At 66.0% G+C, this 25,755-nt stretch carries 24 protein-coding genes; 8 read left to right on the top strand and 16 right to left on the bottom strand.

Annotated features, from left to right (window positions below; genetic code table 11):
• Positions 1-2,607: a leucine--tRNA ligase gene (leuS, locus tag NJ69_RS15590; protein ID WP_039580586.1), complete on the bottom strand. Its 2,607-nt coding sequence runs from the start codon at positions 2,605-2,607 to the stop codon at positions 1-3.
• A 236-nt stretch (positions 2,608-2,843) separates the two neighbouring features.
• On the opposite strand from leuS, the gene NJ69_RS15585 reads away from it, so the two are divergent.
• Complete coding sequence (locus NJ69_RS15585) at positions 2,844-3,158, top strand: hypothetical protein (protein WP_029611927.1); 315 nt, start codon at positions 2,844-2,846, stop codon at positions 3,156-3,158.
• Positions 3,159-3,257: 99 nt separating this feature from the next.
• Positions 3,258-4,019, top strand: a complete 762-nt coding sequence (locus NJ69_RS15580; RefSeq protein WP_039580583.1) for a YdcF family protein — start codon at positions 3,258-3,260, stop codon at positions 4,017-4,019.
• A gap of 57 nt (positions 4,020-4,076) precedes the next feature.
• On the opposite strand, the gene lnt is transcribed toward NJ69_RS15580, so the two are convergent.
• The 8 genes from lnt to NJ69_RS15540 all read right to left on the bottom strand — a co-directional run bounded on the left by lnt (position 4,077) and on the right by NJ69_RS15540 (position 11,558).
• Positions 4,077-5,594 (bottom strand): apolipoprotein N-acyltransferase, encoded by a 1,518-nt coding sequence (gene lnt / locus NJ69_RS15575; RefSeq protein ID WP_039580581.1) that lies wholly within the window; start codon positions 5,592-5,594, stop codon positions 4,077-4,079.
• An 8-nt stretch (positions 5,595-5,602) separates the two neighbouring features.
• The gene (locus tag NJ69_RS15570; RefSeq protein ID WP_029611926.1) at positions 5,603-6,442 is read right to left on the bottom strand and encodes an HlyC/CorC family transporter; all 840 of its coding nucleotides are present in this window, start codon (positions 6,440-6,442) and stop codon (positions 5,603-5,605) included.
• A 28-nt stretch (positions 6,443-6,470) separates the two neighbouring features.
• Positions 6,471-6,944, bottom strand: a complete 474-nt coding sequence (gene ybeY, locus NJ69_RS15565) for an rRNA maturation RNase YbeY (RefSeq protein WP_039580578.1) — start codon at positions 6,942-6,944, stop codon at positions 6,471-6,473.
• Positions 6,937-7,935, bottom strand: coding sequence for a PhoH family protein (locus tag NJ69_RS15560; protein ID WP_039580574.1), 999 nt, complete (start codon positions 7,933-7,935; stop codon positions 6,937-6,939). Before NJ69_RS15560 ends, ybeY begins: the two co-directional genes overlap by 8 nt.
• A 147-nt stretch (positions 7,936-8,082) precedes the next feature.
• Positions 8,083-8,634 carry a tetratricopeptide repeat protein gene (locus NJ69_RS15555; protein WP_029611925.1) on the bottom strand — a complete coding sequence of 184 codons (552 nt, stop codon included), beginning with the start codon at positions 8,632-8,634 and terminating at the stop codon, positions 8,083-8,085.
• Between the two features lie 187 nt (positions 8,635-8,821).
• Entirely contained in the window at positions 8,822-10,105 is a 1,284-nt protein-coding gene (gene hemL, locus NJ69_RS15550) for a glutamate-1-semialdehyde 2,1-aminomutase (RefSeq protein ID WP_039580571.1), read from the bottom strand.
• 17 nt (positions 10,106-10,122) lie between these two features.
• On the bottom strand, positions 10,123-10,746 hold the full coding sequence (gene thiE / locus NJ69_RS15545; RefSeq protein WP_039580568.1) for a thiamine phosphate synthase: 624 nt from the start codon (positions 10,744-10,746) through the stop codon (positions 10,123-10,125).
• Between the two features lie 14 nt (positions 10,747-10,760).
• Positions 10,761-11,558, bottom strand: a complete 798-nt coding sequence (locus tag NJ69_RS15540; RefSeq protein WP_039583283.1) for a hydroxymethylpyrimidine/phosphomethylpyrimidine kinase — start codon at positions 11,556-11,558, stop codon at positions 10,761-10,763.
• Positions 11,559-11,725: 167 nt separating this feature from the next.
• On the opposite strand from NJ69_RS15540, the gene NJ69_RS15535 reads away from it, so the two are divergent.
• The 3 genes from NJ69_RS15535 to NJ69_RS15525 all read left to right on the top strand — a co-directional run bounded on the left by NJ69_RS15535 (position 11,726) and on the right by NJ69_RS15525 (position 15,569).
• Complete coding sequence (locus NJ69_RS15535) at positions 11,726-13,369, top strand: acyl-CoA dehydrogenase family protein (protein ID WP_039580566.1); 1,644 nt, start codon at positions 11,726-11,728, stop codon at positions 13,367-13,369.
• A 100-nt stretch (positions 13,370-13,469) separates the two neighbouring features.
• Positions 13,470-14,933 carry an AMP nucleosidase gene (gene amn, locus NJ69_RS15530; RefSeq protein ID WP_039580563.1) on the top strand — a complete coding sequence of 488 codons (1,464 nt, stop codon included), beginning with the start codon at positions 13,470-13,472 and terminating at the stop codon, positions 14,931-14,933.
• Positions 14,934-14,939: 6 nt separating this feature from the next.
• Positions 14,940-15,569 (top strand): pseudouridine synthase, encoded by a 630-nt coding sequence (locus NJ69_RS15525; RefSeq protein ID WP_039580560.1) that lies wholly within the window; start codon positions 14,940-14,942, stop codon positions 15,567-15,569.
• Between the two features lie 33 nt (positions 15,570-15,602).
• On the opposite strand, the gene NJ69_RS15520 is transcribed toward NJ69_RS15525, so the two are convergent.
• Complete coding sequence (locus tag NJ69_RS15520; protein ID WP_039580558.1) at positions 15,603-15,806, bottom strand: DUF2788 domain-containing protein; 204 nt, start codon at positions 15,804-15,806, stop codon at positions 15,603-15,605.
• A 53-nt stretch (positions 15,807-15,859) separates the two neighbouring features.
• Positions 15,860-16,336, bottom strand: a complete 477-nt coding sequence (locus NJ69_RS15515; protein WP_029611921.1) for an Lrp/AsnC family transcriptional regulator — start codon at positions 16,334-16,336, stop codon at positions 15,860-15,862.
• A gap of 385 nt (positions 16,337-16,721) precedes the next feature.
• Here NJ69_RS15515 and NJ69_RS15510 point away from each other — a divergent pair, with 385 nt between their 5' ends.
• On the top strand, positions 16,722-17,561 hold the full coding sequence (locus tag NJ69_RS15510) for a DUF6515 family protein (protein ID WP_039580555.1): 840 nt from the start codon (positions 16,722-16,724) through the stop codon (positions 17,559-17,561).
• Positions 17,562-17,572: 11 nt separating this feature from the next.
• Here NJ69_RS15510 and NJ69_RS15505 read toward each other — a convergent pair whose 3' ends face one another.
• From NJ69_RS15505 to NJ69_RS15490, 4 genes are all read right to left on the bottom strand, one after another.
• A complete protein-coding gene (locus NJ69_RS15505; protein ID WP_039580552.1) occupies positions 17,573-18,442 on the bottom strand; it encodes a cation diffusion facilitator family transporter in 870 nt (289 codons plus the stop codon).
• A 24-nt stretch (positions 18,443-18,466) separates the two neighbouring features.
• Positions 18,467-18,886 carry a hypothetical protein gene (locus tag NJ69_RS15500; RefSeq protein ID WP_029611919.1) on the bottom strand — a complete coding sequence of 140 codons (420 nt, stop codon included), beginning with the start codon at positions 18,884-18,886 and terminating at the stop codon, positions 18,467-18,469.
• Positions 18,887-19,068: 182 nt separating this feature from the next.
• On the bottom strand, positions 19,069-21,231 hold the full coding sequence (locus NJ69_RS15495; protein ID WP_039580549.1) for a hypothetical protein: 2,163 nt from the start codon (positions 21,229-21,231) through the stop codon (positions 19,069-19,071).
• 10 nt (positions 21,232-21,241) lie between these two features.
• Positions 21,242-21,733 carry a type III effector gene (locus tag NJ69_RS15490; RefSeq protein WP_245219461.1) on the bottom strand — a complete coding sequence of 164 codons (492 nt, stop codon included), beginning with the start codon at positions 21,731-21,733 and terminating at the stop codon, positions 21,242-21,244.
• A gap of 161 nt (positions 21,734-21,894) precedes the next feature.
• On the opposite strand from NJ69_RS15490, the gene NJ69_RS15485 reads away from it, so the two are divergent.
• Positions 21,895-23,004 carry a transglycosylase SLT domain-containing protein gene (locus NJ69_RS15485; RefSeq protein ID WP_080754766.1) on the top strand — a complete coding sequence of 370 codons (1,110 nt, stop codon included), beginning with the start codon at positions 21,895-21,897 and terminating at the stop codon, positions 23,002-23,004.
• Here NJ69_RS15485 and NJ69_RS15480 read toward each other — a convergent pair.
• Entirely contained in the window at positions 22,999-24,156 is a 1,158-nt protein-coding gene (locus tag NJ69_RS15480) for an EstA family serine hydrolase (protein WP_039580546.1), read from the bottom strand. The two genes, NJ69_RS15485 and NJ69_RS15480, sit on opposite strands and share 6 nt — an antisense overlap.
• 144 nt (positions 24,157-24,300) lie before the next feature.
• Here NJ69_RS15480 and NJ69_RS15475 point away from each other — a divergent pair, with 144 nt between their 5' ends.
• Positions 24,301-25,515 carry a cytochrome P450 family protein gene (locus NJ69_RS15475; protein WP_039580544.1) on the top strand — a complete coding sequence of 405 codons (1,215 nt, stop codon included), beginning with the start codon at positions 24,301-24,303 and terminating at the stop codon, positions 25,513-25,515.
• Positions 25,516-25,755 lie beyond the last annotated feature (240 nt).

The following is a 25,755-nucleotide window of genomic DNA, read 5'->3' as shown; positions in this document are numbered from 1 at the left end:
TCAGTTGGCGACGATGTTGACCAGCTTGCCCGGTACCACGATGACCTTGCGGATGGTCAGGCCATCGAGGAAGCGCAGGACGTTCTCGTTGTTGCGGGCGGCGTGTTCGATGTCTTCGCGGCTGGCGGTGGCCGGCATTTCCACCTGGCCGCGCAGCTTGCCGTTGACCTGCACCACCAGGGTGAGGCTGTCCTGCACCAAGGCGCTCTCGTCGACGGTTGGCCAGACGGCATCGATGACCGGCTGGGCATGGCCCAGCGCCTGCCACAGGGCGTGCGAGAGGTGCGGCGTGATCGGTGCCAGCAGCAGGGTCACCGCTTCCAGGCCCTCGTGCAGCAGTGCACGGTCCTGCGCGGTGGTCTGCGGCGCCTTCTCCAGCACGTTCATCAGCGTCATCACCTGGGCGATGGCGGTGTTGAACTTGTGGAACTGGCCTACGTCGATGCTCGCTTGCTTGATGGCCGCGTGGATAGCGCGGCGAATGACCTTCTGCGCATCGTCCAGCGCAGCGATGTCGAGGCTGCCCGGCAAACCTTGGGCGACATGGCCCTGGGCCAGACGCCAGACCCGGCGCAGGAAGCGGCTGGCGCCTTCGACGCCGGAGTCGGACCATTCCAGGCTCATGTCCGGCGGCGAGGCGAACATCATGAACAGGCGGCAGGTGTCGGCGCCGTAGGCGTCGATCATGGCCTGCGGGTCAACGCCATTGTTCTTCGACTTGGACATCTTCTCGGTGCCGCCGATTTCCACCGGCAGGCCATCGGTCTTCAGGCGTGCGCCGATGATCTTGGCCTTGGCATCGCGCTCGACTTCGACGTCGGCGGGATTGAACCAGTCCTTGCCACCGTTGCTGGCCACGCGGAAGTAGGTCTCGGCGACCACCATGCCTTGGGTCAGCAGGTTCTTGAACGGCTCGTTGGAGGTGACCAGGCCCTCGTCGCGCATCAGCTTGTGGAAGAAGCGCGCGTACAGCAGGTGCAGGATGGCGTGTTCGATACCGCCGATGTACTGATCGACCGGCAGCCAGTGGTTGGCCGCTTTCGGGTCGACCAGGCCTTGGTCGTAGTGCGGCGAGGCGTAGCGGGCGAAGTACCAGGACGACTCGACGAAAGTGTCCATGGTGTCGGTTTCACGCTTGGCCGGGCTGCCGCATTTCGGGCAGGTGCACGCGTAGAACTCGGGCAGGCGCGCCAGCGGCGAGCCGGCGCCGTCCGGCACCACGTCTTCGGGCAGGCGCACCGGCAGTTGGTCTTCCGGCACGGGCACGTCGCCGCAGGACGGGCAATGGATGATCGGGATCGGGCAGCCCCAGTAGCGCTGGCGGCTGATGCCCCAGTCGCGCAGGCGGAACTGGGTACGCGATTTGCCGAGTTCCTTGCGGATCAGGGCCGCTTCGATGGCGTCGAACGCGCCGGCAAAGTCCAGGCCGTCGAACTCGCCGGAGTTGATCAGCACACCGTGCTCACCGTAGGCGGCGTTCCATTCGGCGCCGACGTCATCACCGGCGCTGGTGCGCACCACTGCCTTGACCGGCAACTGGTACTTGCGGGCGAATTCGAAGTCGCGCTCGTCGTGTGCCGGGACAGCCATCACCGCGCCGTCGCCGTAGTGCATCAGCACGTAGTTGGCCACCCATACCGGCAGCTTCTCGCCGGTCAGTGGATGCTCGACCCGCAGGGAAGTGGCCATGCCCTTCTTCTCCTGGGTGGCCATGTCGGCCTCGGCAACGCTGCCGCTCTTGCACTCGTCGATGAACGCCTGCAGCGCCGGATTGCCCTGGGCGGCCTGGGTGGCCAGCGGGTGCTCGGCGGCGACGGCGACATAGGTGGCGCCCATCAGGGTATCGGGGCGGGTGGTGAAGACTTTCAGTGCACCGGGCTGGCCGATGCTGGCCTGGTCGTAGGGGAACTGCACTTCCATGCCGCGCGACTTGCCGATCCAGTTGCGCTGCATGGTCTTGACCTGCTCGGGCCAGCCCGGCAGTTCGTCGAGGCTTTCCAGCAGTTCGTCGGCGTAGTCGGTGATGCGGAAGTAGTACATCGGGATTTCGCGCTTCTCGATCAGCGCGCCCGAACGCCAGCCGCGGCCGTCGATGACTTGCTCGTTGGCCAGCACGGTCTGGTCGGCCGGGTCCCAGTTCACGGTCCCGTTCTTGCGGTAGATCACGCCTTTTTCGAACAGGCGGGTGAACAGCCACTGCTCCCAGCGGTAGTAGTCCGGCTTGCAGGTGGTGACCTCACGCGACCAGTCGATGGCCAGGCCCAGGCTCTTGAGCTGGGTCTTCATGTAATCGATGTTTTCGTAGGTCCACTTGGCCGGCGCGACGTTGTTCTTCATCGCCGCGTTTTCCGCCGGCATGCCAAAGGCGTCCCAACCCATCGGTTGCAGGACGTTCTTGCCCAGCATGCGCTGGTAGCGGGCAATCACGTCGCCGATGGTGTAGTTGCGCACGTGGCCCATGTGTAGCTTGCCGCTCGGGTACGGGAACATCGACAGGCAGTAGTAGGTGTCCTGGCCTGGCTGTTCGGTCACAGCGAACGATTGTTGCTCGTCCCAGAAAGACTGGGCGGCGGCTTCGATATCACGGGGCTGGTATTGTTCGTGCATGGCTACTTTTAATGAGAGAGGGAGACCTTGTTTCCAGGCAGCGCAACCTCGCTGCGTCCGGCACTCCGGTGGCGGTGAGAGTGAACGGCCTAGCATACATGAGCGCCGCGCGTTCGGGGAAACGCTGAATGCGATTGGCGCGGTGCGCTCCGTTTGTCGCGACGGGCAGCTGCTTTGCGCAGCGCCGCTAAGCTGTTCGGAGGGGGAAGATATTCTGACCTTCAATGAGGTGAACGATGGGAGAGTCGCAGCTAACCGCAATCAAACCCGAGCTCTATGAGCGCCTGATCGACCGGCTGGGCCTGGCCTTGGAAGTGGCCAGGACATCCGCCGGCTTGCGTGATGAAATACCCGCCGAACTGGAACTGCGAGACCTCAGCCCGGCGGAGTTCCGGGTGATCAAGGCCTATCTGGACCGCCTTCCCGAGCACCGCTCCGCCCGCGCTGGCAGCGGTGCGTCGGCAGACGCCGGGCGCGGCAAGATCGTCTGGCTCAAGGATCGAAAGCGCCCCGCGTCGGTGTCCGGGTCCAGGAAGCAAACGGCCCGCTAGTGGGCCTGCACCGGTGATTTGACCACCTTGGCGATCGGGGCCGGGCACTTGTTGCCCGGCCCCGTTGCTTTTAGGCTGCACGCCTTGCCGGAGGTGCGCATGCCGATTCGATTCTTCATCAAACAATGGTTGATGCCGCCAGGGCTGCTGCTGTTGCTGCTCGCGGCTGGCTGGTGGTTGCGCAGACGTCGGCCACGGGTGGCGGCGCTGTGTTTCGCCCTCGGACTGGGTGGGTTGTGGCTGATGAGCCTGCCGCTGGTGGTGCAGGAGTCGGCCCGAGTGCTGGAGACCGAGGCGCCGCTGGCGCCGCAGGCGTGGGCGACGTTGTCCCGGCGCGCCGATGCCATCGTCATTCTCGGTGCCGGGCGTGAACGTGGCGATCCGGCCTGGGGCGGTGACGATCAGCCCAGCCCTTCGGCGCTGGAGCGCATGCGTTACGCGGCGCAGTTGGCCAAGGCCTCGGGCCTGCCGGTGTTGACCAGTGGTGGACTGCACTACGGCACGCCGCCGAGCGAGGCGCAGTTGATGGCGCAGCGTCTGCAAGCCGATTTCGGCGTGAACGTGACTTGGAAGGAAGAGGCCAGTCGCACCACGTGGGAAAACGCCCGCTTCAGTGCCCAGGTGTTGCAACCGCTGGGCATCCGGCGCGTGGTCGTGGTGACCCAGGCCTGGCACATGCCGCGTTCGCGCTGGAGCTTCGAGCAGGTCGGGTTCGAGGTAGTGCCGGCGCCAGTGGGCTTCCTTGGCGCCGATCACGCGCGGCCATTCGCCGGGCTGCTGCCGGAGAGCCGGGCGATGTGGCAGAACGGGCAGTTGCTCAATGAGGCCGTCGGGCTGGTGGGGTATCGGTTGTTCTACTGATTCGCTGTCCCTGTAGAGGCGGCGCAGCGCCGTTTCTACAGGGACGATAGGCGATGCTCACGCGGTCTTGGCGATGCGCCCGGCCAGCAGCGCCCAGCCCATCAGCAGCAGGCAGACGATCGCCAGCGGCCATGAGCGCCATTGCAGATACGGCGTGAGCTGCTGCATGGGCACTACCTCGCCATACAGGATTGCCTGCTGGAACTGCGGGATCTGCGTGGTGATCTTGCCGAACGGGTCGATCAGCGCGGTAACGCCGTTATTGGTGGCGCGGATCATCCAGCGACCGGCCTCCAGGGCGCGCATCTGCGCCATCTGCAGGTGCTGCAACGGCCCGATCGAGGTGCCGAACCAGGTGTCGTTGCTGATGGTCAGCAGCAGGTCGCTGCGCGCGGCCAGGCCTGCAGCGAACTCGGGGTAGACCACTTCATAGCAGATGTACGGCGCGATCTGATAGCCCTTGGCCTGGAGCAGTGGCTGGTCATCAGGCCCGCGGGCGAAGTCGGACATCGGCAGATTGAAGAACTCGATCAGCCCGCGCAGCATGTCTTGCAGCGGCACGTACTCGCCGAACGGCACCAGCTTCTGCTTGAGGTAGGTGCCATCGCCTTCGCCGGTGACGGTGATGCCGTTGAAGTAGCGGCGCTGCTGGTGCACCACCTGACGCACTGGTACGCCGGTGATCAGCGCCGCGTGACGGTCCGCGGCGAAGCTGCCCATCATGTCGATGTAGCCTTGCGCCTGATCCTTGAGCACCGGCACCGCCGTTTCCGGCCACACCACGATGTCGGCCGGCTGCGAACGCAAGGTCATGTCTCGGTACAGCGCCAGTTGCGCGTTGACGTGAGCCGGGTCCCATTTCACTTCCTGCTCGACGTTGCCCTGAACGGCGGCGACTTTCAGCGGGTCGCCGGCCGGGCGGGTCCAGGCGTGGCCTTTCAGGCCCAGGCCAAGCACCCAGGGCGCTATCAGCAGCACTGCGCCGACAGCGAAGAACGAAGGGCGTGTGCGCAGGCGCGACAGGTTGCACAGCAATGCTGCCGACAGCGCCAGGGCAAAGGAGATCAGCCACACGCCGCCCAGCGGTGCCAGGCCGGCCAGCGGGCCGTCGAGTTGGCTGTAGCCGGCGTAGAGCCAGGGGAAGCCAGTGAGGAACCAGCCGCGGAAGGCTTCCTGCAACAGCCACAAGGCGGCGAAGCACAAGGCATCGGCCAGCGGCGCCTCGGTGCGGCGCAGCCAGCGCGCCCAGAGCCAGGCTGGCAGGGCGAAGAACCAGGCGATGGCGGCGAAGAACGCCACCAGCAGCAGGGTGGCCAGCAGCGGCGAGGCACCGCCGTAAGTGTTGATGCTGACGTAGATCCAGCTGGTGCCGGCGCCATACAGGCCGAAGCCGTAGCACCAGCCGCGCCCCAGTGCCTGGCGCGGGCTGAGCTCGCGCAGGCCGAGGTAGAACAGCATGATCGACAGCAGCGCGATCGGCCACAGATCGAACGGCGCCAGGGCCAGCGACGTGGAGGCGCCGGCCACCAAGGCCAGCAGGTTACCGGGCCAGCCGGGGCGGGTGATCCAGCGCATGGTCGTCCTTAACGGGTGATCGGGGTCAGGCGCAGCAGGTGCACGCGGCGGCTGTCGGCGTTGAGAATGCGGAAGCGGTAGGCGCCGATTTCAGTGGTCTCGTTGCGCTTGGGCAGGTGGCCGAAGGCGCTCATGACCAGACCGCCGACGGTGTCGAACTCATCGTCCGAGAACGCGCTGTCGAAGAACGCATTGAAGTTCTCGATGGGGGTCAGGGCCTTGACCAGGAAGTCGCCGCTGGGCAGCGGCTTGATGTAGCTGTCTTCCTCGACGTCGTGCTCGTCCTCGATGTCGCCGACGATCTGTTCGAGCACGTCCTCGATGGTGACCAGCCCGGCCACGCCGCCGTATTCGTCGATGACCACGGCCATGTGGTTGTGGTTGGCGCGGAATTCGCGCAGGAGCACGTTCAGCCGCTTGGACTCGGGCACGAAGGTGGCCGGACGCAGCAGGTCCTTGATGTTGAAGCTGTCGCCGTTCTCCTTGAGGATCAGCGGCAGCAGGTCCTTGGCCAGCAGGATGCCGAGCACATCGTCATGGCTCTCGCCGATCACCGGGTAGCGCGAGTGCGCGGCGTCGATCACCGCCGGCAGGAATTCGCGAGGCGACTGGCTGGCCTTGATGCTGATCATCTGCGAGCGCGGCACCATGATGTCGCGCACCTGCAGGTCGGCGACCTGGATGGCGCCTTCGACGATGGTCAGCGCTTCGCTGTCGAGCAGCTTGTTCTGATGGGCTTCGCGCAGCAGCTCGAGAAGCTCCTGGCGGTTTTTCGGCTCATGGGCAAAAGCCTGGGTCAGCTTACCCAGCCAAGACTTTTGCCCGTTGCTCGATCGATCTTCGCTCATGGCGGTGTACTCGTGGTCCTTGCAATGGTCAGTGGGTGATTGAATCGGTGTCGTCGTCGGCGTAGGGGTCGGGATGACCCAGTTCGGCCAGCAATTGGCGTTCCAGCGCTTCCATTTCCTCGGCCTCATCGTCGTCGATGTGGTCGTAGCCCAGCAGGTGCAGGCAGCCGTGGATCACCAGGTGCGCCCAGTGCGCCTCCAGCGACTTGCCTTGTTCGGCGGCCTCGCGCTCGACGACGGGTACGCAGATGACCAGGTCGCCGAGCAAGGGAATATCCAGCAGTTCGTCGGGCACGTCAGCCGGGAAGGACAACACGTTGGTTGCGTAGTCCTTGTGCCGGTAGGTGTGATTGAGCGCACGGCCTTCGTCTTCCTCGACCAGGCGAATGGTCATTTCCGAGTCGGCGCTGCGCTGGCGCAGGGCCAGTTCGCACCAGCGGCGGAAGGCGGCGTCGTCTGGCGCCGCCGCCTCGGTGGCCCGTTGCAGGTCGAGTTCAAGCATCGTTGCCGCGCGCCTCGGGCTTGGCCTGAGCGGCCTCGAAACGGTCGTAGGCTTCGACGATGCGCTGCACCAGTGGGTGACGTACCACGTCCTTGGGCTGGAAGTGCGTGAAGCTGATGCCGGGTACATCCTTGAGCACGTCGATGACGTGGGCCAGGCCCGACTTGGTGCCACGCGGCAGGTCGACCTGGGTGATGTCACCGGTGATCACTGCCGTGGAGCCGAAGCCGATACGGGTGAGGAACATCTTCATCTGTTCCAGGGTGGTGTTCTGGCTTTCGTCGAGGATGATGAAGCTGTTGTTCAGCGTGCGGCCGCGCATGTAGGCCAGCGGGGCGATCTCGATCACCTGGCGCTCGATCAGCTTGGCCACGTGCTCGAAGCCGAGCATTTCATACAGGGCGTCGTACAGCGGGCGCAGGTAGGGGTCGATCTTCTGTGCCAGGTCGCCTGGCAGGAAGCCGAGCTTTTCGCCGGCCTCGACCGCCGGACGCACCAGCAGGATACGGCGCACCTGCTCGCGTTCCAGGGCATCGACGGCACAGGCCACGGCCAGGTAGGTCTTGCCGGTACCGGCCGGGCCGATGCCGAAGTTGATGTCGTTGGCCAGGATTTCCTTGACGTAGCGCTGCTGGTTGGCGCCGCGCGGACGAATGTTGCCCTTGCGCGTGCGCAGCGAGACGCTGACTTCGTTGACGGCGGGATTGTCGATGTTCTCCACGGCCGATTCCTGGAGATAGAGGTGGACCGTTTCCGGCGACAGCTCGATGGCCTTGGTCTCGCGGTAGAGACGGCGCAGCAGTTGTTCGGCGGCGGAGGTGGTCTTGGGTTCGCCGATCAGTTCGAACTGATTGCCGCGGTTGCGGATCTCGATGGCCAGGCGTTGTTCGATCAGGCGCAGATGCGCGTCGAACTGGCCGCACAAGTTGGCGAAACGGTGGGCCTCGAAGGGTTCGAGGGTGAAACGATGGGGTTGTATGGGGGCGTTCAAGGTCGGTTCAAGGCGCTCGACGAAGGATGTGAAACGAAGAATAACCCTTGATCGGCGGTGGCGAAAGCTCTGAAACGATCAAGGGTATGGGGCACTGTGGCAGAGGTATCTGACCGTTGCGCGACAGATCGGTTGCACGCGCGCGGCTCAAGGCAGTGGTGAGAACGGCGTGCGGCCTTCGGCGCTCTGCAGCTCCAGCAGGTACTTGCGGAAGATCTGACCCAGTACCTGGGTAGCGTGTTCCAGTTCTTCTCGCGACATCTGCTCGGTCACCTCGTCGGCCAGGTCCAGGGCGTCTTCGGCGCCGTTGACCGCGGCAATCTTGAGCAGGATGTAGGCCTGGACGTGATTGGCCTGGACCCCTTCACCGCGCATGAACATGCCGCCCAGGCGGTACTGGGCCTGGGCGTGCCCCTGCAGCGAGGCTTTTTCGAACCAGTTCAGGGCCTTGTTCAGGTCCTTGGGGGCTTGGTTGCCGCTGTAGTAGAACTCGCCGAGTTCGTACTGCGCCTGGGCATCGCCGGCCTCGGCACTCTGCGCGCAGGCGTTGAGTGCGTTCTCCAGGTCTTGCGGCTGGGCGTTGAGAGTGCAGCGGCCCGTCGCTGGAATCAGCAACGAATTGCCGCCCTCTGCCAGGGCCAGCAGGGGCTGAAGAAGCAACAGGCAGCCCAGCGTCAGGGCACGGCCGGTGCGGTTCATGGGGATCGACTTACCTCTGCAAAGCTGCGGCCAATGTCGTTGATGGCACATTATGGGATAAGCAGCGCCTACCTTACAAAGTTTTACTCTAATTTATCTGAGCACAAAGACATCGGCCGTCAGTGCCTGGACCATCGTGCCTGACGCCCACTGGGGAAGAGGGCGCCAGGCAGTGGGACGATGCCGTTTATTTCAGCGCCGCGAAGGCCTTTTCCGCTGCATCCAGGGTGATCTTCAACTCGGCTTCGCCGTGGGCGATGGAGGTGAAGCCCGCCTCGAACGCGCTTGGCGCCAGGTACACGCCGCCGTCGAGCATCAGGTGGAAGAAGCGCTTGAAGCGCTCGGCGTCGCTAGCCATCACGTCGTCGAAGGTGACGATGTCGTCGGCGCCGCTGAAGTACAGGCCGAACATCGCACCCGCCTGCGTGGTGACGAACGGGATGCCGGCGGCATCGGCGCGCTGCTGCAGACCGTCGAGCATGCGGCTGGTGAAGGCCGTCAGTTCGTCGTGGAAGCCCGGACGGCTGATCAGCTTCAGGGTGGTCAGGCCGGCGGCCATGGCCAGCGGGTTGCCCGACAGGGTGCCGGCCTGGTAGACCGGGCCGAGCGGGGCGATGCAGCCCATGATCTCGCGCTTGCCGCCGAAGCAGCCGACTGGCATGCCGCCGCCGACGATCTTGCCGAAGGTGGAGAGGTCCGGCGTGATGCCGTAATGGCCTTGGGCGCCGCCGAGCGAGACGCGGAAGCCGGTCATCACTTCATCGAAGATCAACACCACGCCATGCTGGTCGCACAGGCTGCGCAGGCCTTCGAGGAAGCCTGCGGCCGGGGGCACGCAGTTCATGTTGCCGGCCACCGGCTCGACGATGATGCAGGCCACGCTCTGGCCCACGTCGGCCAGGGTCTTTTCGACGGCGGCCAGGTCGTTGAAGGGCAGGGTCAGGGTGTGCTTGGCGAAGTCCGCCGGCACCCCGGCCGAGCTCGGCACGCCCTGGGTCAGCAGGCCGGAACCGGCCTTGACCAGCAGGCTGTCGGAGTGACCGTGGTAGCAGCCTTCGAACTTGATGATCGCGTCGCGGCCGGTGTAGCCACGGGCCAGGCGAATGGCGCTCATGGTCGCTTCGGTGCCGGAGCTGACCATGCGCACCATCTCCATCGACGGCACCAGCGAGCAGACCAGGTCGGCCATCTCGGTTTCCATGGCGGTCGGGGCGCCGTACGACAGGCCGTGCTCCAACTGACGGCGCACCGCGTCGAGCACCTGCGGATGGCCGTGGCCGAGGATCATCGGGCCCCAGGAACCGACGTAGTCGACGTAGCGCTTGTCGTCTTCATCGACCACATAGGCGCCTTCGGCGTGCTTGAAGAACAGCGGCGTGCCGCCGACGCTCTTGAACGCGCGAACGGGCGAGTTGACGCCCCCGGGAATGTGTTTCTGGGCTTGGGCGAACAGTGTTTCGGAACGGGACATGGGATCGTCTCTCGAAGTCAGCAAGCGAACAAAGCATTGAAGGCGCGGGCGCGGCGGGTCACTTCCTGCGCGCTGTCGGCACCGAACAGGCCGTGGATCACCGCCAGCAGGTCGGCGCCATGGGCGACCAGCGCGGCGGCGTTGTCGAGGGTGATGCCGCCGATCACGGCGATCGGCAGCGTGAGCTGGGCGCGGGCCTGGCCGATCAGCTCGAGGCTGGCAGCCGCAGCGCCGGGCTTGGTCTGGGAATTGAAGAAGCGGCCGAAGGCCACGTAGCTGGCGCCTTCGGCGGCGGCCTGCTCGGCCAGCGCCAGGCTGGCGTGGCAGGTGGAGCCGATGATGGCCTGGCGCCCTAGCAGGGCACGGGCCGGGGTCAGCGGACCGTCGGTCTGCCCCAGGTGCACGCCGACGCCCAGGCGCGCCGCCAGTTCGGCGTCGTCATTGATGATCAGCGCCGTACCGTAGCGCTCGCACAGCCTCATCAGGGCCTCGGCCTCGCGCAGGCGGCGTGCGGTGTCGTCGCCCTTGTCGCGGTATTGCAGCAGGCAGACGCCGCCTTCCAGGGCCGCTTCGACGTGCGCCAGAAAGCGCCCGGCGAGCAGTTGGCTGTCAGTGATGGCATACAGGCCACGTAGCTTCATGGGACGGCCTCGTGTCAGTGGCAGAAATCCAGGGGCAGGCGCCGTGGCACGTACTGGCCGCGACCCAGTCGCTCGGCGTCGCGCAGGGTGCGCCAGGTGTAGTCCAGGGCGCTGCGCACGGCGCTGACCAGTTCCTCGCCCAGGGCCAGGCGTCCGGCCAGGGCGCTGGCCAGGGTGCAGCCCGAACCGTGGTAGCTGCCGGGCAGGCGTTGGCAGGTCCAGGTGTGCTGCTGGCCGCTGCGGCTGTACAGACGGTTGTGGATCTCTACTTCGTCGCCATGGCCGCCGGTGATCAGCAGATGCTCGCAGAACGGCAGGAGTTTCTCTGCGCAGTCGTCGGCGCTGCCAGACGGCAGGTCGGCGAGGATGCGCGCCTCGGGCAGGTTCGGCGTGGCGATGGTGGCCCGGGGCAGCAGGCGCTCGCGCAGGGCGTAGCCCACTTCATCCTTGCCCAGTCGGCCGCCGCCACCGGCGCGCAGCACCGGGTCGCAGACCAACGGCACGTGCGGGTGAGCGGCGAGCAGTTCGGCGACGGTGTCGACCATCTCGATCGAGCCGAGCATGCCCAGCTTGACCGCCGCCACGGGCGAATCGGCCAGCACCGCATTGGCCTGCGCCAATACCCACTGGCGGTCGAGCACGCGGAAGTCGGACACATCGACGGTATCCTGCACGGTCAGGGCGGTCACGGCCGGTGCGGCGTGACAGCCCTGGGCGATCAGGGCTTCGATATCTGCCTGCAGACCGGCGCCGCCACTGGGGTCGTGGCCGGAAAGACAGAGGACAACGGGACGGGAGCTGTAGGTATTCATGGTCGGCGAGCTTACCACCAAAGCGTTCATAACGGATTCGCCGGTGAGGTAGACAGCCACTGGCGCTGCCCGCGATCCCGTCGGAAACGGCGGTTTCGTCCCTTTGCCTGCCCCGCGATGAGTGCTTCACTGAGGTTTCCAGGCCACCGCGCACCCAGGAGCCTTCGATGAACCTGCATCAGTACGCCGAAACCCACGAAGTCACCAACCAGCCCCCTTCGCTGGACGGCGCCAACCTGTACCGTCTCGACCTGCCGCTGCAGCAATGGTCAAGCCGCTTCGGCGCGGGCTGGGCACACGCGCGCATCGACGCCTATGGCGCGCTGGCCGGTGGGCCGCTGATGGCCGCAGGCTTCCTGGCCAATGCGCATGCGCCGCAGTTCAGCAGCCATGACCGCTACGGTCATCGCATCGACCTGGTGGAATTCCATCCCGCCTACCACGAGCTGATGCGCACCGCCATCGAGCATGGCCTGCCCTCGCTGCCGTGGGCCGAACCGCGTGCTGGCGCGCATGTGGCCCGCGCGTCGATGACCTACCTGCACAGCCAGGCCGAGGCGGGCAGCGGCTGTCCGCTGACCATGACCTTCGCAGCGGTGCCCGCGCTGCGCCTGCAACCGGAACTGGCCGAGTACTGGCTGCCCAAGGTGCTGGCCCGCGAGTACGACCCGCGCAATGTCGGCGACCGGCATAAAGCCGGGGTGACCCTGGGCATGGCCATGACCGAAAAGCAGGGCGGCACCGATGTGCGCGCCAACACCACCCGCGCCTACCCCGTGGGCGCGCCTGGACCAGGGCAGGCCTATGAACTGGTCGGCCACAAGTGGTTCTGTTCGGCGCCGATGTGCGACGCCTTCCTTACCCTGGCGCAGACCGAGCGCGGCCTGAGCTGCTTCCTGCTGCCGCGCCATCGGCCGGACGACCAGCGCAACCAGTTCTATATCCAGCGCTTGAAAAACAAGCTGGGCAACCAGTCCAATGCCTCCAGCGAAGTGGAGTTTCGCGGCGCCCTGGCCTGGATGATCGGCGAGGAAGGGCGCGGCGTGCCGACCATCATCGAGATGGTCGCCATGACCCGCTTCGACTGCATGGTCGGCTCCAGTGCCTTGATGCGCCAGGCGCTGACCCAGGCCACGCATCACTGCGCCCACCGCAAGGTCGGCGGCAAGCGGCTCAGCGAGCAACCGTTGATGCAGAACGTGCTCGCCGACCTGGCGCTGGAGAGCGAGGCGGCGCTGGCCCTGAGCCTGCGCATGGGTCAGGCCCTGGACCAGTTGGACGACCCGCAGCAGGCGCATTTTGCCCGCCTGGTCACGGCGGTGGGCAAGTACTGGATCTGCAAGCGCGCGCCGGGAATGATCAACGAGGCTGCCGAGTGCCTGGGCGGCGCCGGTTATGTCGAGGACAGCATCCTCCCGCGCCTGTACCGCGAGGCACCGGTCAACTCCACCTGGGAAGGCTCGGGCAACGTGCAGTGCCTGGACGTGCTGCGGGCGCTGTCCAAGGAGCCGGGCGTGCTCGATGCGCTGTTCGTCGAGCTGGGCGACGGTCATGGCGACCCGCGCCTGGCCGCGCACATCGGCAACCTCAAGGGTGCGCTGGCCGACAGCGGCGACATCCAGTACCGCGCCCGGCAACTGACCGAAGACATCGCCGTGGCGCTGCAGGCCAAGCTATTGCTGGAGGCGGGCAATGCCACGGTCAGCGATGCCTTCATCGGCAGCCGTCTGGGCAGCGGTGGTCGCGTGTACGGCGCGCTGCCGCGTGGCATCGACGTGCTCGCGCTGATGGAGCGGGCGACGCCGATGTGAAGGTTGCGCTTTTCTCGACTGGGCCGCTGCCACAGATGAATTTGCAATGGATCGCAGGCAAGATGGTCTGCATGCATGAGTCCAAGACAGGAAGCCCAGCGTGAGCCAAGCGTTTGTAGTCGTTGATACCCCCGAACAGGCCGTCGACCGTCTGGCGGCCCTGCATGAACAAGCCACCGGTGCCCTCAGCCAGGCCCTGAAGCGTTACCTCAAGGACCGCACCGAGCCGGATGAGGCGCAGCGTGCGCAGTTCCGCTACCCGGCCATTCGCCTGACCTACTTCAGCCAGGGCGAAGTCGCCGCCACCACGCGCGCCTATGCCAAGGTCCAGGTGGCCGGCACCTATAGCGTCACCGTCACCCAGCCGGCGGCCTTCCGCAGCTACCTGCTCGAACAGCTGCGCCCGTTGATGCATGACTACACGGTGACCGTGGAAGTCGGCGTCAGCGAGCAGAACATTCCCTACCCCTATGTGGTCGACCAGGGCGATGAACTGGCCGGCAGCGGCATCACCGCCGCCACCCTGGCGCGGGTATTCCCCAGCACCGACCTGTCCGCCGCCACCGACAACATCGCCGACGGGCTGTACGACTGGGAGAGCGCCGAAACCCTGCCGCTGGCACTGTTCGACGCTGCGCGCACGGATTTCTCCCTGCGCCGGCTGGTGCATTACACCGGCAGCGACTGGCGCCACATGCAGCCGTGGATTCTGCTGACCAACTACCACCGCTACGTCGATCAATTCATTGCCCACGGCCTGGAGCAACTGCACCAGGATCCGCGCTTCGTGCGCATGGTCCTGCCGGGCAACGTGGTCATCGAAAAGGGCATGGACAACGGCGAAGCCCAGGCCCTGGTCGCTGGCGTGGTCTGGCACCGCTACCAGATGCCGGCCTACCACCTGATCGCGGCCGACGGCGACGGCATCACCCTGGTCAACATCGGCGTTGGTCCGTCCAATGCCAAGAACATCACCGACCATCTGGCCGTGCTGCGGCCGCACTGCTGGCTGATGATCGGCCACTGCGGCGGCCTGCGCCAATCGCAGACCATCGGCGACTACGTGCTGGCCCACGCCTACATGCGCCGCGACGGTATTCTCGACCGCGTGGTGCCGCCGAACATTCCCATCCCGGCCCTGGCCGAGGTGCAGTTGGCGCTGCAGGAAGCGGCGGCGCAGGTCACTGGCGAACGCGGCGAGCAATTGAAGAAGCGCCTGCGCACCGGCACCGTGCTGACCTACGACGACCGCAACTGGGAGCTGCGTTGGGCCCAGGAGCGGCCATTGATCAACCTGTCGCGCGCCGTGGCGGTGGACATGGAAAGCGGCACCATCGCCGCCCAGGGTTATCGACTGCGGGTGCCTTACGGCACCTTGCTGTGCGTCTCCGACAAGCCGCTGCACAGCGAGATCAAGCTGCCGGGCTCGGCCAATGCGTTCTACAACCGCGCCGTCAGCCAGCACCTGAAGATCGGCATCGCCGCCCTCGACCTGCTGCGCACCGAGCTGGACACGCTGCACTCGCGTAAACTGCGCAGTTTCGACGAGCCGCCGTTCCGCTGAGGACCCATGCCCCTGCCTCCCCGCTCCAAACCGCGCCGCCCGGCGGCGCGTCCTACCGGCCCCCGGCGCCCGCCCAAGGCGCCACCGGCCGAACCGCGCCTGATCCTGTTCAACAAGCCGTTCGACGTGCTCACCCAGTTCAGCGACGACCAGGGGCGCGCCACGCTCAAGGACTTCATCGACCTCCCCGGTATCTATCCGGCTGGGCGGCTGGACCGCGACAGCGAGGGTCTGCTGCTGCTGACCAACGACGGCCAGTTGCAAGCGCGCATCGCCGATCCTCGGCACAAGTTGCCCAAGACGTACTGGGTGCAGGTGGAAGGTGAGCCGAGCGCCGAGCAGCTGCAGCGTCTGCGCCAAGGCGTGGAACTCAACGACGGTATGACCCTGCCCGCCGAGGCCCGCCCGCTGGACGAGCCGACGCTGTGGCCGCGCAACCCGCCGGTGCGCTTTCGCAAGAGCGTGCCGACGGCGTGGCTGGAGCTGGTGATTCGCGAAGGCCGCAACCGTCAGGTACGGCGGATGACGGCAGCGGTGGGGTTGCCCACTTTGCGCCTGGTGCGAGTGCGCATCGGCGACTGGACGCTGGATGGGTTGGAGCAGGGGTGTTGGCGCGAGGTGCCGGCGAAGCTGTAGGCGCGCGGCTCGCTGGCAGGCCCGCTCCAGGTACTACACGCCTTCGATGAAGCCCACCACCACGCTCTTGATGATGAACGCCATCACCCCGAGGCCGAGCACGAAGAACAGGATCAGCGTCCCGAAGCGTCCGGCCTTGGACTTCTTCGCCAGGTCCCAGACGATGAAGCCCATGAAGCCGATCAGCATGCTGACCAGCACGATCATCATCCATTCTTCGAATACCGCGGGGTCCATCGTCCGGCTCCTGTCAGTCAGAGCGCCCGATCATACGCCGCCCTCGGCAGGATTCAACGCAGGTGGGTCAATGGCATCTCGGTACTGGCCAGTACCTGGTTGAGCACGAAGCTCGAGCGCACGCTGGTGACGCCTTCGATACGGGTCAGGCTGCCCAGCAGCAGCTTCTGGTAATGGTCCATGTCCGGGACCACCACTTTGAGCTGATAGTCCGCGTCCATGCCGGTGACCAGGCTGCATTCCAGGACTTGGGGCAGGCTGCGGATGGCGGCTTCGAAGGTCTCGAAGCGCTCGGGGGTGTGGCGATCCATGCCGATCAACACGTAGGCGGTGAGGCTCAAGCCGAGCTTCTTGCGATCGAGCAGCGCCACCTGGCGCGAGATATAGCCATCGTCTTCGAGCTGCTTGACCCGTCGCGAGCAGGGCGAGGGCGACAAGCCGATGCGCTCGGCCAGTTCCTGGTTGGAAATGCGGGCGTCACGCTGCAATTCGGCGAGGATGCTCAGGTCGTAGCGGTCAAGCTTGCTCATGGACAATGCCTTTTCTGTTCGGATTGCGGCGAATTATCGATCCTGAGTGAAAAATTGCGCAAGTGCTATTTATCACCGCAATCTTCGCAATCCTGTGCCGGTGCCGATCCTCTATCGTTACCCACAGAATCACTGCCCGGACTCATGTCCACAGCGACGCGCCTCAAGCGGGCGGTCGCGGCCAGCCATCCCATCGGATCAACTGGCCCCCGGGCTGCGCAGGGTCCAGAAGACCTGGCGAGGTGAGCCGACGCCACAAGCGTCGAGCACGGACGACAATTCCCGAGGGGAGGCCGACTGGCCTCCCTTTTTTATTGTCTGAACCTCACCTGCGCGGCGGGTTAGACTGCGCGCACAAAGCAGCAGCGCTAGCGAGAGGAATCATATGAGGTCGCGCATCGGGCAGTGGGCGGTAATCGGGGTGCTGGGCATGGGCATCAGCCTGGGCGCACTGGCCATCGGACCGGGCGACGCGCCCGGCAGGCCTGCTCCGCCCGATCCCAATGGGCCGGGCGTGCCCAGTTCGCCCCTGAACTCGCGCGACGAAGTGCGCCAGACCGAACCGCCGCGTCCTGGTTACTACCAGGATATTCCGCGCCGCCCCGGCGATTACCGTCGCTGGGAAGCCGGCGGTCCAGGCCAACGCCCCGGCGGCGACTGGCACGGCAGGCCCGACGGCCATGGCGATGGCTGGGGGCCGGGCCCACAGTACCGTCCCGGCTACACCACCGATCGCTTCCCCGACCGCTACCGGCGAGTGCCGTATCGCGGTCAGGACTACTACTATTCCGGCGGCTACTGGTATCGCCCCCACGGCGGCGACTACATCGTGGTGCGCCCGCCGTATGGCCTGAGGGTCGACGCGCTGCCGTCCTACGCCCAGGAAGTCTGGCTCAGTGGGCTGTTGTATTTCCTGGTCGCCGACACCTACTACCAGTACCAGCCCGACCGCCAGGACTATGTGGTGGTCAACCCGACGGCGCCGGCCTACGCCCCGCCACCGGAACCCCAGCCCGGCGGCGGTTACGACGTGATCGCCTATCCGGCCAATGGCCAAGGCCCGCAGCAGCAGGAGCAGGACCGCTACCACTGTCATCGCTGGGCGGTCAGCCAGTCCGGCTTCGACCCGGCCACGGCCAGCAGCGCCCCGCCGCCCGGTGTGGCTAATGACTATCGCCGCTCGCTGGCGGCGTGCCTGAGCGGACGGGGTTACAGCGTCAACTGAAGCGCGCGGCGTTACACCGGGTCGGCATGCACCATCACATCGGCTCGCGGATAACCCTCGCGGATCGCCGCCGAGGCTTGCACGCATAGCGCGTGCGCCTCGTGCAGCGGCAGCTCGCCGGGCAGTTCCAGGTGCAGTTGCACGAACCAGTGACTGCCCGACATGCGCGTGCGCAGGTCATGCACGCCCTGCACACCGGGGATCGCCAGCGCCAGCGCCTGCATGCGCTCGACCACCTCGCCGGGCAACTCCTGGTCCATCAGGATCGAGGTGCTCTCGCGGGCGATCTGCACCGCGCTCCAGAGGATGTACAGCGCAATGGCCAGGCCGAAGATCGCATCCAACTGCGGCCAGCCGAAGCGTGCCAGCAGCAGGGCCAGCAGAATGCTGCTGTTGAGCAGCAAGTCGGACCGATAATGCAGCGAATCAGCACGCACCGCCGTGGAGCCGGTGACGCGGATGACTTTGCGCTGAAAGGCCAGCAGCGCCACGGTCAGCACCAGCGACAGCAGCATCACCGCAATGCCAGCACCGGTATCGCCCAGCGGCTGCGGCGATTGCAGGCGTTCTACCGCCTGCAGGCCGATGAGCACGGCACTGACCGCGATGAACAGCGCCTGAGCCATGCCGGCCAGTGCTTCGGCCTTGCCATGGCCGAAGCGGTGGTCGTCGTCGGCCGGGCGCAAGGCGTAATGCACCGCCAGCAAGTTGAGGAACGAGGCCACGGCATCGAGCATGGAGTCGGTGAGGCCGGCTAGCAGGCTCACCGAGCCGCTCATCCACCAGGCCACGGCCTTGGCCAGGACCAGGATACTGGCCACCGACAGCGAGGCGCGGGTGACCAGGCGCAGCAGGCGTTGATGTTCGGCGTTGGTGGTCATGGACAGGCCTCGGACGGGAAGGGATCAGGCGGCGGGCACCAGGCCGAAGGCGGCCAGTTGCTCGACGCTGCCGCGGTGCTGGATCAGGCGCGGGTCGTCCAGCGGCAGGCGCTGGCCCAGCTCGCTTTCGAGGATGGCCTGCAGCTTGAGCTTGTCGACATTACCCTGGGCATCGACGGCGGGCTTGAGTTTGGCCGGGTCGATCTGCGCGGTCTTGCCGCCGGGGTAGTAGATGGCGCCGGTGGCGAAGTCGACGCCGAAGGCGATCAGGCCGGGCAGCACCCAGAACAGGATGCCGATGGCGTCCATGACCGCGACCACCGGGTCGATCTTGCCTTCGATCTGGCCACGACGGTCGGGATAAATGATGGTGCCGCACGCCGTCATTTGAGTCAGCAGCGCCGCGATGAGGGCGCCGCCGATGATGCGGGAAGGGATGCGCATGGGAATCTCCGGAAAGAGGACAACGGGAACCTGGCCGATCAGCGTCGGCCTGCAATCAGACCATGCCGCCGCCATTTCGGTTCGCCGTTATACCTGCTCGCTCCAGGTAGAGCCACCGCGATTGTGTGACCGTTTGATCGAGAAGTGTCGCGCCACCCGGCAGGGACGGCGCGACGGTTTCATCAGGTAGGACGGGTGCTGCTTTGTCCTTCGTCAGCGGGCGTGCCTTGAGTAGTGGCCTGACCGCGTTCTGCCAGCTCGATCGGGTCGGGAGTGGCCGTTTTTTTCGAGCCTGACACCTTGTCCTTGATTGCATCGCTGACCACGTTGATCCCCGCCACGACGCTTTGCGGACCGAGCTGACTCACGCCGCGGCTCACGTGGTAAGCATTCTCCAGCGTGCGCCGCACGCCGGCTGGCTGGGTGTGGGGAAGCGAGTCGCGGTCTGGATGGAGAATGTTCTGCACCGGAACGCTGGCCCGTGAGGCGAGCTTGTCTTCACCGTGCAGGGCCTTGTTCTCCAGCGGCGCCGCCACACTGTTGGCGAAGAAGGGGTGCAGCGTCAGGCCCGAGGAAACCAAGGTGCTGATCACCATCACCATCTTTTCCAGGTCGCCGGGTTTCTGGGTCATGCCCGTCGCGTCGACAATCGCTGCTGCGGCTGATTTCAATTGCGCAAGGGCGGCATCCCCGACCCCCGTGCGCATCTCGATCCCAGGGAACGCGCCGACGATCCGGTTGATCAGGTCGCTCAAGTTGGCCATGTCCAGTGGGTTGAGTTTGCCCAGTACATCGCGCAGCGTTTCGGGCATCACCTTGCCCCAGTCCTTGGTCTGCTGGGTCACTCGATAGGTGGGAATGCGTTCGTCGCCATGGGTCTGGGCGTATTTCGCCACCGCCTGGCCGCCGGCCATGAACGTGCCGCCTGCGGCCGATGCGAGCGAGCGTGCGCCGATGCCTGTCGTGTTCAGCGAGGTGTATTGATTCAACAGCTCACGCAGGGCATGGGCGGTGCCGAAGGCCAGGTACCCGGCGAAATCGCCACTCATGGTGCCGAAATTGTTGGCGTTCTGCAGGCGCTTGAAGTCCTTGCGCTGGTCTGCCCGGGTGGTGTCCTGGCGGGCGAAATCGGGGTTGGCGACGCGTCGCCCATCTACGCTGATGTCTTTCAATGGCGTGGGGTACACGGACATTGGATCGACCTTGACCATGGTTCTGCCAATGGTTTTGTCGACCGACGCCTGGACGAATGGACGGATGCCGTCGCTGATGAGCTTGTGTGAACCGCCCAGCACCGCCGAGGTGGCCGCGGTGTGGTTGATGAAGGGCTCATTGGCCATTCGTTCATCGATTGCCGACGTGCTGGCGCCGAAGTGCCCCGCTGACGCGACGCCCTGGGGGATTCCCGCGCCGAGAAACACGGCCGCACCGATGAGCAGGCCGGAGTGGGCCTTGAGGTCTTTGATCGTATCTTCGCGTGCGACGTTCTTCAGGGCATTATCCAGGCCCTCGTTGGCCTTGGTCGCCTGGGCGAGTGGAGTCGAAGCCTTGGGCTGGTCTTCATCCTTTTTGCTGATGAACCCTTGCAGTTCCGTGCGCACGGCCTGCAGTTGGTTTAGTTCGTAGCGCGCGTCGTCTCGCGTTTGCTTGCGCAGCGTCGGGTCGTTCGCCGTCGTCTGCGCGTGCTCGATACGGCTTGTGAGGAAGGTGCCAAGGCGCTTGGGCATGTCCTCGCTCATGTCTTGGACCACCCCTTTGGCGTAGCCCCGAAACGCCTCGTGACTGCGGGTCAAGTGCGGCAGGTCGGCGGGGTTGTCATTGTGCTTTATCACGTCCTCGCACAACGTGTGGTAGGCCCCCAGGGTGTCGCCTACTCGCGCGCAGTGGGCATCCCAGACCGCCGTGAAACCACCGTCCTGGTCTCGTTGCTCCTGAGGTTTGAGCAGGAAGGCGGTGAAGTCTTGGCTGAAGGCCCGGGCTTCATCGTGGCCCGACAACATCGGATGCGGCCGGCCGCCCATCTCGGCCAGCTCCCGGTGCAGGTTCTGGTAACTGGTATCTGCGACCACCTCCAGCGCCATGCCTTCGAGCTTCATGCGTTGATGGGCAAAGGCCAGTGGCGTGTTGGCCAGGCTCTGCTCGGTCAGCGAGGCGATCACAGGATGAAGTTCGTTTCGCTTGCTCTGCAGCGCTTGCGACGGCGCGCGCGTCAGTGCGCCGAGATGAAAGGGCACCAATGCTCTGGAGGAGGTGGTTACATCCCGAATGGGCGGGGCCGTGGTGATCGCATCGTCCTGTTGCTGGCGCTGGACCGCCAGGCTCTGGCCTACGGATAAATCTGCCATGGTGTCTCTCCTAGTTCGACAACGCGTGGGTGAAGCCTGCTGGGCGTCTGCCGGTTTTCGGCGCCTGGGCAGCGTTGGCCGGTGGCGCGGCCTGTTGGCCGTCCAGGAAGTAGCCGTTGCGCCAGTTCAGCGCCATGTCGGCGATACCGCCCATCAGGCCGAGCAGGTGTTCGGCGGTCAGGGTTTCCAGCGGCACGTGGCCGATCAGCGTCACCTCCTGGTTGTCGCTGTTGTAGGCCAGGGACGGGCAGAACGGCCCGCTGAGCAGGTACAGGTTGGTTTCCAGCAGCCGTTGCAGCACCGCTTCGCGGTGGGCGGTGGGCAGCGCTCCGAAGCTGGCGTAGATGAACACGTCACCCTCGCCCACGCTGGGGGTGTGCTTCAGGGAAAAGTCGACCGCCTTGACCGACAGGTTGGCGTGTTCATAGAACGCGGATGGACTGGGAATCATCGTCAATGCACAGAGCTGATCGATCAGCCTGCAATAGGAAGGTGCCGCCATGAGTGACCTCGTGTCGTCAGGCAGGCGCGGGAGGCACCTGCTGCTGGTGAGTGACCCCTGCGAGCTTTCGGTTCCGGGCACTTCGTCGCGTCGCCAGGTGGGGAACCGCCGGGCCGCTCTCGGCCACCCATGGGCGCCACCTCATTCAAGGTTGACCGCCCATGTCCCGTTCACCTTCACCGCGCTCGGTCTGCACAGGGCTTTCCCTGCTGGCCATGGCGACTGTGCTGTACGGCTGCCAGCACCTCGAACCGCAGCTGACCATCGGCGACCGGTTCGCCAACGAGCCCTACCGCTCCCAGCTACGCTGGCGCACGCCCGCGCCGACCGACACTCTGGTGCACATCGCGCAACGCTCGCCGCACAGCGACGGCAGCCTGTGGGCACGCATGCGCCAGGGTTTTTCGCTGCAGCCCGAAACCGATGGCGTGGCGCGGGTCGATGCGCAGCGCCGCTGGCTGATCGAGCGTCCGGGGTTTCTCACCCAGACCGGGCGCGCCGGCAGCCGCTACCTGCACTTCATCGTCGGCGAACTGAGCAAGCGCAACATGCCGCTGGAGTTGGCGCTGTTGCCCGCCATCGAGAGCGGCTTCAACCCCAATGCGCAATCGCCCGCCCAGGCCATGGGCCTGTGGCAATTCATCCCGGCCACGGGACGGCGCTATCGACTGGAGCAGCGGGCGGGCTACGACGAGCGTCGGGATATTCCAGCCTCCACCCGCGCCGCCCTGGATTACCTGTCCTACCTGCATGACTACTTCGAGGGCGACTGGCTGCTGGCCCTGGCCGCCTATAACGCAGGCGAAGGGCGCGTGCGCCAGGCCATCGAGCGCAATCGCGCCCGTGGCCTGGCGACCGGTTACTGGGACCTGGCGCTGCCTGGCGAGACGCAGAACTATGTGCCGCGGTTGCTGGCGCTGTCGCAGTTGGTCAATGCCCCTGCGGACTACGACATCGACCTGGAGCCCATCGCCGATCAGCCGTACTTCCAGATGCTCGCCCTGGCGCAACCGGTGGACCTGGCGCACCTGGCGCAACTGTCCGGTGTGCACGAGCGCGAACTGCGCATGCTCAACCCGACCGAGCGCGGGCGGGCCAGTGGACGCGTGCTGCTGCCCATGGCCGCGTCAGGTCGATTGACCGCGCAGCCGGACTTGATCGCCAGGGCCGCGCAACCCGGTGTGCCAAACCGCGAAGCGCCCGGGAGGGTCACGACCGAGCGTGTCCCGGTCGGCCCGCAGGTCGCGCAGGCCGACGAGCCGACGCTATAGACAGGCCGCCGCGACGCTGGCCAGGTGTCGGCCACGCGGGTCCATCAACACGTACGAGCCGATGGTATTGCAGGCGAAGCCAAACGACACACCGCGCTCCGGGTCGGCGAAACCGACGGTGCCACCGGCGCCCATGTGCCCGAACGCCTCGCGGCCCATGCCATAGCTGCCATTGGTCACCTGGGGCTGGTCGAGCATCACGCCCAGGCCGAAGCGCGCCGGTGTCTGCAGCGTGGGGTCGTACTCGGCGCTGTGCTCGCGCAGCATTTCATTGAGCATCGGCGATTCCAGCAAGCGGCCGTCGAGCAGGCCGGCGTAGAAGGTCGCCAGGCTGCGGGCATTGCCGTGGCCATTGGCCGCCGGCTGGGTCATGCGCTTCCAGCCCGGTTCGTTGCTGCGCCCCAGCAGCATCGGCGGGTTGGCGAAGGCCAGCGCGCTCATGGTCGTGGGTGCGTTGAGCACATCCTGCAGCACGCGGGCGAAGGCCTCGTCGCAGATATCCTCGCGAGTCCGCGCCATGTACGCGCAGCGCGCCATGGTCGCCTCGTCCAGGCCGAGGTGGAAGTCCAGCCCCAGGGGCTCGGCCACGCGGCTGCAAATGCTCTGGGCGGGCGATACGCCGTCTACCCGGCGCAGCAGCTCGCCCAGGATCCAACCGAACAGCAAGGGCGAATAGGTCTGCCGTTTGCCGGCGCTGGCCCAGGGCCGTTCCCCGGCGATCAGCTGCGCCATGGTGTCCCAGTCGTACAGGGTCTGTGGCGCCAAGGGCGTGCGGATGGCCGGCAGCCCGGCGCGGTGGCACAGCACCTGGCGCAGGGTGATCGAGGCCTTGCCCGCGTCGGCGAACGACGGCCAGTACTGGCAGAGCGGGGCATCGAGGTCCAGTCGGCCTTCGCCCACCAGTTGCATGATGGCCACCGCCGTGAAGGGCTTGGTGCAGGAGAACAGATTGAGCAGGGTGTCCTGTTGCCACAGGCGCTCCGGTTCCGGCCCGGCCAGGCCGGCCCAGAGATCGATGACGGTCTCGCCGTCGACTTGCAGGCACAGGGCGGCGCCGCGCTCGAACGGGCTGTGCATCAGGGCGATGAAGGCCGCCCTGACCGGCTCGAAGCGCGGGTCGCAATGGCCATGGACTACGGGTGCGTGCGTCATGTCAGCTCCACAGATCGGCAAAGGTCATCCTTGAGTGAGCGGGGCGGTCGAATCGGTTCAGAGGCCTGTTCGAGAACCCGGCGAGGGATCTTTTCCGTGCACCCGGCCACTCAGGGACAACCCCCTTGTCCCCGGAGCTTGTCCATGGCCAACGCCTGTACCCTCGACTTCAACAGCGATGCCTTCCGCAGCGCGGCCTACCAGCACTACGCGACGCTGCGCGAGGCCGCGCCGGTGTTCCTCAGCCAGCCGCCGGGGCAGTTGCCGATCTGGTACGTCACCGGCGCGCAAGACGTGGAAACGGTGCTGCTCGACAGCGAACGCTTCGCCCGTGATCCGGCCCGCATCAGCCCGCAGTTCGCGGCGATGATGGGCGGCGATCAGTCCATCGCCTTTCTCAACGACCACATGCTCAACCGTGACGGGGAGCGCCACCGGCGTCTGCGTCGCTTGGTGAACAAAGCCTTCACGCTCAAGGCGGTCAACGCCATGCGCCCGCGCATCGAGCAGATTGCCGAGCGCTTGCTGGACCAGGCCGGGCCGAGCGGGCGTCTGGATGTGGTGAGCCAGTACGCGTTTCCCCTGTCGATCATCGTGATCGCCGAACTGCTCGGTGTCCCGGCCCAGGACCGGGACGATTTCCGCCGCTGGTCCCAGCTCATCGTCCAGCAGGTCGGGCATGACCTGAGCGAGTTGCAGCGTTGCTACGCCGAGTTCGCGAGCTACATGCTGGCCTTGATCGAGCAGCGCCGCGCCGCGCCCACCGACGACCTGGTGTCGGCGCTGGTGGAGGTCGAGGAGGACGGCAACGTGCTCAGCAGCAGCGAGCTGTGCAGCATGATCGCCCTGCTGATCGTCGCCGGGCATGAAACGACGGCGTCGATGATCGGCAATGCGGTGTACTTGCTCCTGCGACATCCGCACACGCTGATTCAGTTGCGCGATTCGCCAGACTCGATGGCCAACGCGGTGGAGGAATTGCTGCGCTATGACTCGTCGGTGGAACGCGCCATGGTGCGCTTCGTCACCCAGGACACCGAGCTTGGCGGGCAACGCTTGCAGCGCGGTCAACTGTTGATGGCGGTGGTGGGATCGGCCAATCGCGACCCGGCGCTGTGTGCCCAGCCCGACATTCTGGATGTGACACGCCCAGCATGCCCGCACCTGGCGTTCGGCAAAGGCGCCCACTATTGCCTGGGCGCCTCGCTGGCGCGTCAGGAGCTGGAGATCGCCTTGAACACCTTGCTCAGGCGCTGCCCAGGCCTGCAACTGGAGGGCACGCCCGAGAGCGTGCGCTGGCGCTACGTGCCGAACTTCCGCGGGCCGCAGGCCTTGCCGGTGCGCTGGTCGGTGGCCTGACGCCGTTGTCAGCGGCGAAGCAGAAAACCTGGGACCGCTGCGCGCTCCATCGCGACTCAAGGCCGCTCCTACAAGGGCCGGTGAGCTGCCAGAAGTTGAGCAAGACAGTTGCGCCCTCATCCTCTAGCGCTCGATGATCTCCCAATCTGTCTGACACCGCGCCGGCTGCGTGTGGGAGCGGCCTTGTGTCGCGATTGGACCGCGAAGCGGTCCCGAGGATGGCAGCGGCGAAGCAGAAAA

The organism is Pseudomonas parafulva (assembly GCF_000800255.1).
Classification (GTDB): Bacteria; Pseudomonadota; Gammaproteobacteria; order Pseudomonadales; family Pseudomonadaceae; genus Aquipseudomonas; species Aquipseudomonas boreofloridensis.
The sequence above is the reverse complement of the archived record's forward strand: the minus strand, read 5'-3'. Positions and strand labels throughout refer to the sequence as shown.

What these genes read in the sequence shown, in the direction of transcription:
- NJ69_RS15475 (WP_039580544.1), top strand. Translation starts at nt 24,301, where the DNA reads ATGGCCAACGCCTGTACCCTCGACTTCAACAGCGATGCCTTCCGCAGC.
- lnt (WP_039580581.1), bottom strand. Translation starts at nt 5,594, where the DNA reads ATGCGCTGGATCACCCGCCCCGGCTGGCCCGGTAACCTGCTGGCCTTG.
- ybeY (WP_039580578.1), bottom strand. Translation starts at nt 6,944, where the DNA reads ATGCTTGAACTCGACCTGCAACGGGCCACCGAGGCGGCGGCGCCAGAC.
- NJ69_RS15510 (WP_039580555.1), top strand. Translation starts at nt 16,722, where the DNA reads ATGAGGTCGCGCATCGGGCAGTGGGCGGTAATCGGGGTGCTGGGCATG.
- NJ69_RS15555 (WP_029611925.1), bottom strand. Translation starts at nt 8,634, where the DNA reads ATGAACCGCACCGGCCGTGCCCTGACGCTGGGCTGCCTGTTGCTTCTT.
- NJ69_RS15490 (WP_245219461.1), bottom strand. Translation starts at nt 21,733, where the DNA reads ATGGCGGCACCTTCCTATTGCAGGCTGATCGATCAGCTCTGTGCATTG.
- NJ69_RS15515 (WP_029611921.1), bottom strand. Translation starts at nt 16,336, where the DNA reads ATGAGCAAGCTTGACCGCTACGACCTGAGCATCCTCGCCGAATTGCAG.
- NJ69_RS15585 (WP_029611927.1), top strand. Translation starts at nt 2,844, where the DNA reads ATGGGAGAGTCGCAGCTAACCGCAATCAAACCCGAGCTCTATGAGCGC.
- leuS (WP_039580586.1), bottom strand. Translation starts at nt 2,607, where the DNA reads ATGCACGAACAATACCAGCCCCGTGATATCGAAGCCGCCGCCCAGTCT.
- NJ69_RS15540 (WP_039583283.1), bottom strand. Translation starts at nt 11,558, where the DNA reads ATGAATACCTACAGCTCCCGTCCCGTTGTCCTCTGTCTTTCCGGCCAC.
- NJ69_RS15485 (WP_080754766.1), top strand. Translation starts at nt 21,895, where the DNA reads ATGTCCCGTTCACCTTCACCGCGCTCGGTCTGCACAGGGCTTTCCCTG.
- thiE (WP_039580568.1), bottom strand. Translation starts at nt 10,746, where the DNA reads ATGAAGCTACGTGGCCTGTATGCCATCACTGACAGCCAACTGCTCGCC.
- NJ69_RS15505 (WP_039580552.1), bottom strand. Translation starts at nt 18,442, where the DNA reads ATGACCACCAACGCCGAACATCAACGCCTGCTGCGCCTGGTCACCCGC.
- NJ69_RS15480 (WP_039580546.1), bottom strand. Translation starts at nt 24,156, where the DNA reads ATGACGCACGCACCCGTAGTCCATGGCCATTGCGACCCGCGCTTCGAG.
- NJ69_RS15535 (WP_039580566.1), top strand. Translation starts at nt 11,726, where the DNA reads ATGAACCTGCATCAGTACGCCGAAACCCACGAAGTCACCAACCAGCCC.
- NJ69_RS15570 (WP_029611926.1), bottom strand. Translation starts at nt 6,442, where the DNA reads ATGAGCGAAGATCGATCGAGCAACGGGCAAAAGTCTTGGCTGGGTAAG.
- hemL (WP_039580571.1), bottom strand. Translation starts at nt 10,105, where the DNA reads ATGTCCCGTTCCGAAACACTGTTCGCCCAAGCCCAGAAACACATTCCC.
- NJ69_RS15500 (WP_029611919.1), bottom strand. Translation starts at nt 18,886, where the DNA reads ATGCGCATCCCTTCCCGCATCATCGGCGGCGCCCTCATCGCGGCGCTG.
- NJ69_RS15495 (WP_039580549.1), bottom strand. Translation starts at nt 21,231, where the DNA reads ATGGCAGATTTATCCGTAGGCCAGAGCCTGGCGGTCCAGCGCCAGCAA.
- NJ69_RS15520 (WP_039580558.1), bottom strand. Translation starts at nt 15,806, where the DNA reads ATGGACCCCGCGGTATTCGAAGAATGGATGATGATCGTGCTGGTCAGC.
- NJ69_RS15525 (WP_039580560.1), top strand. Translation starts at nt 14,940, where the DNA reads ATGCCCCTGCCTCCCCGCTCCAAACCGCGCCGCCCGGCGGCGCGTCCT.
- NJ69_RS15580 (WP_039580583.1), top strand. Translation starts at nt 3,258, where the DNA reads ATGCCGATTCGATTCTTCATCAAACAATGGTTGATGCCGCCAGGGCTG.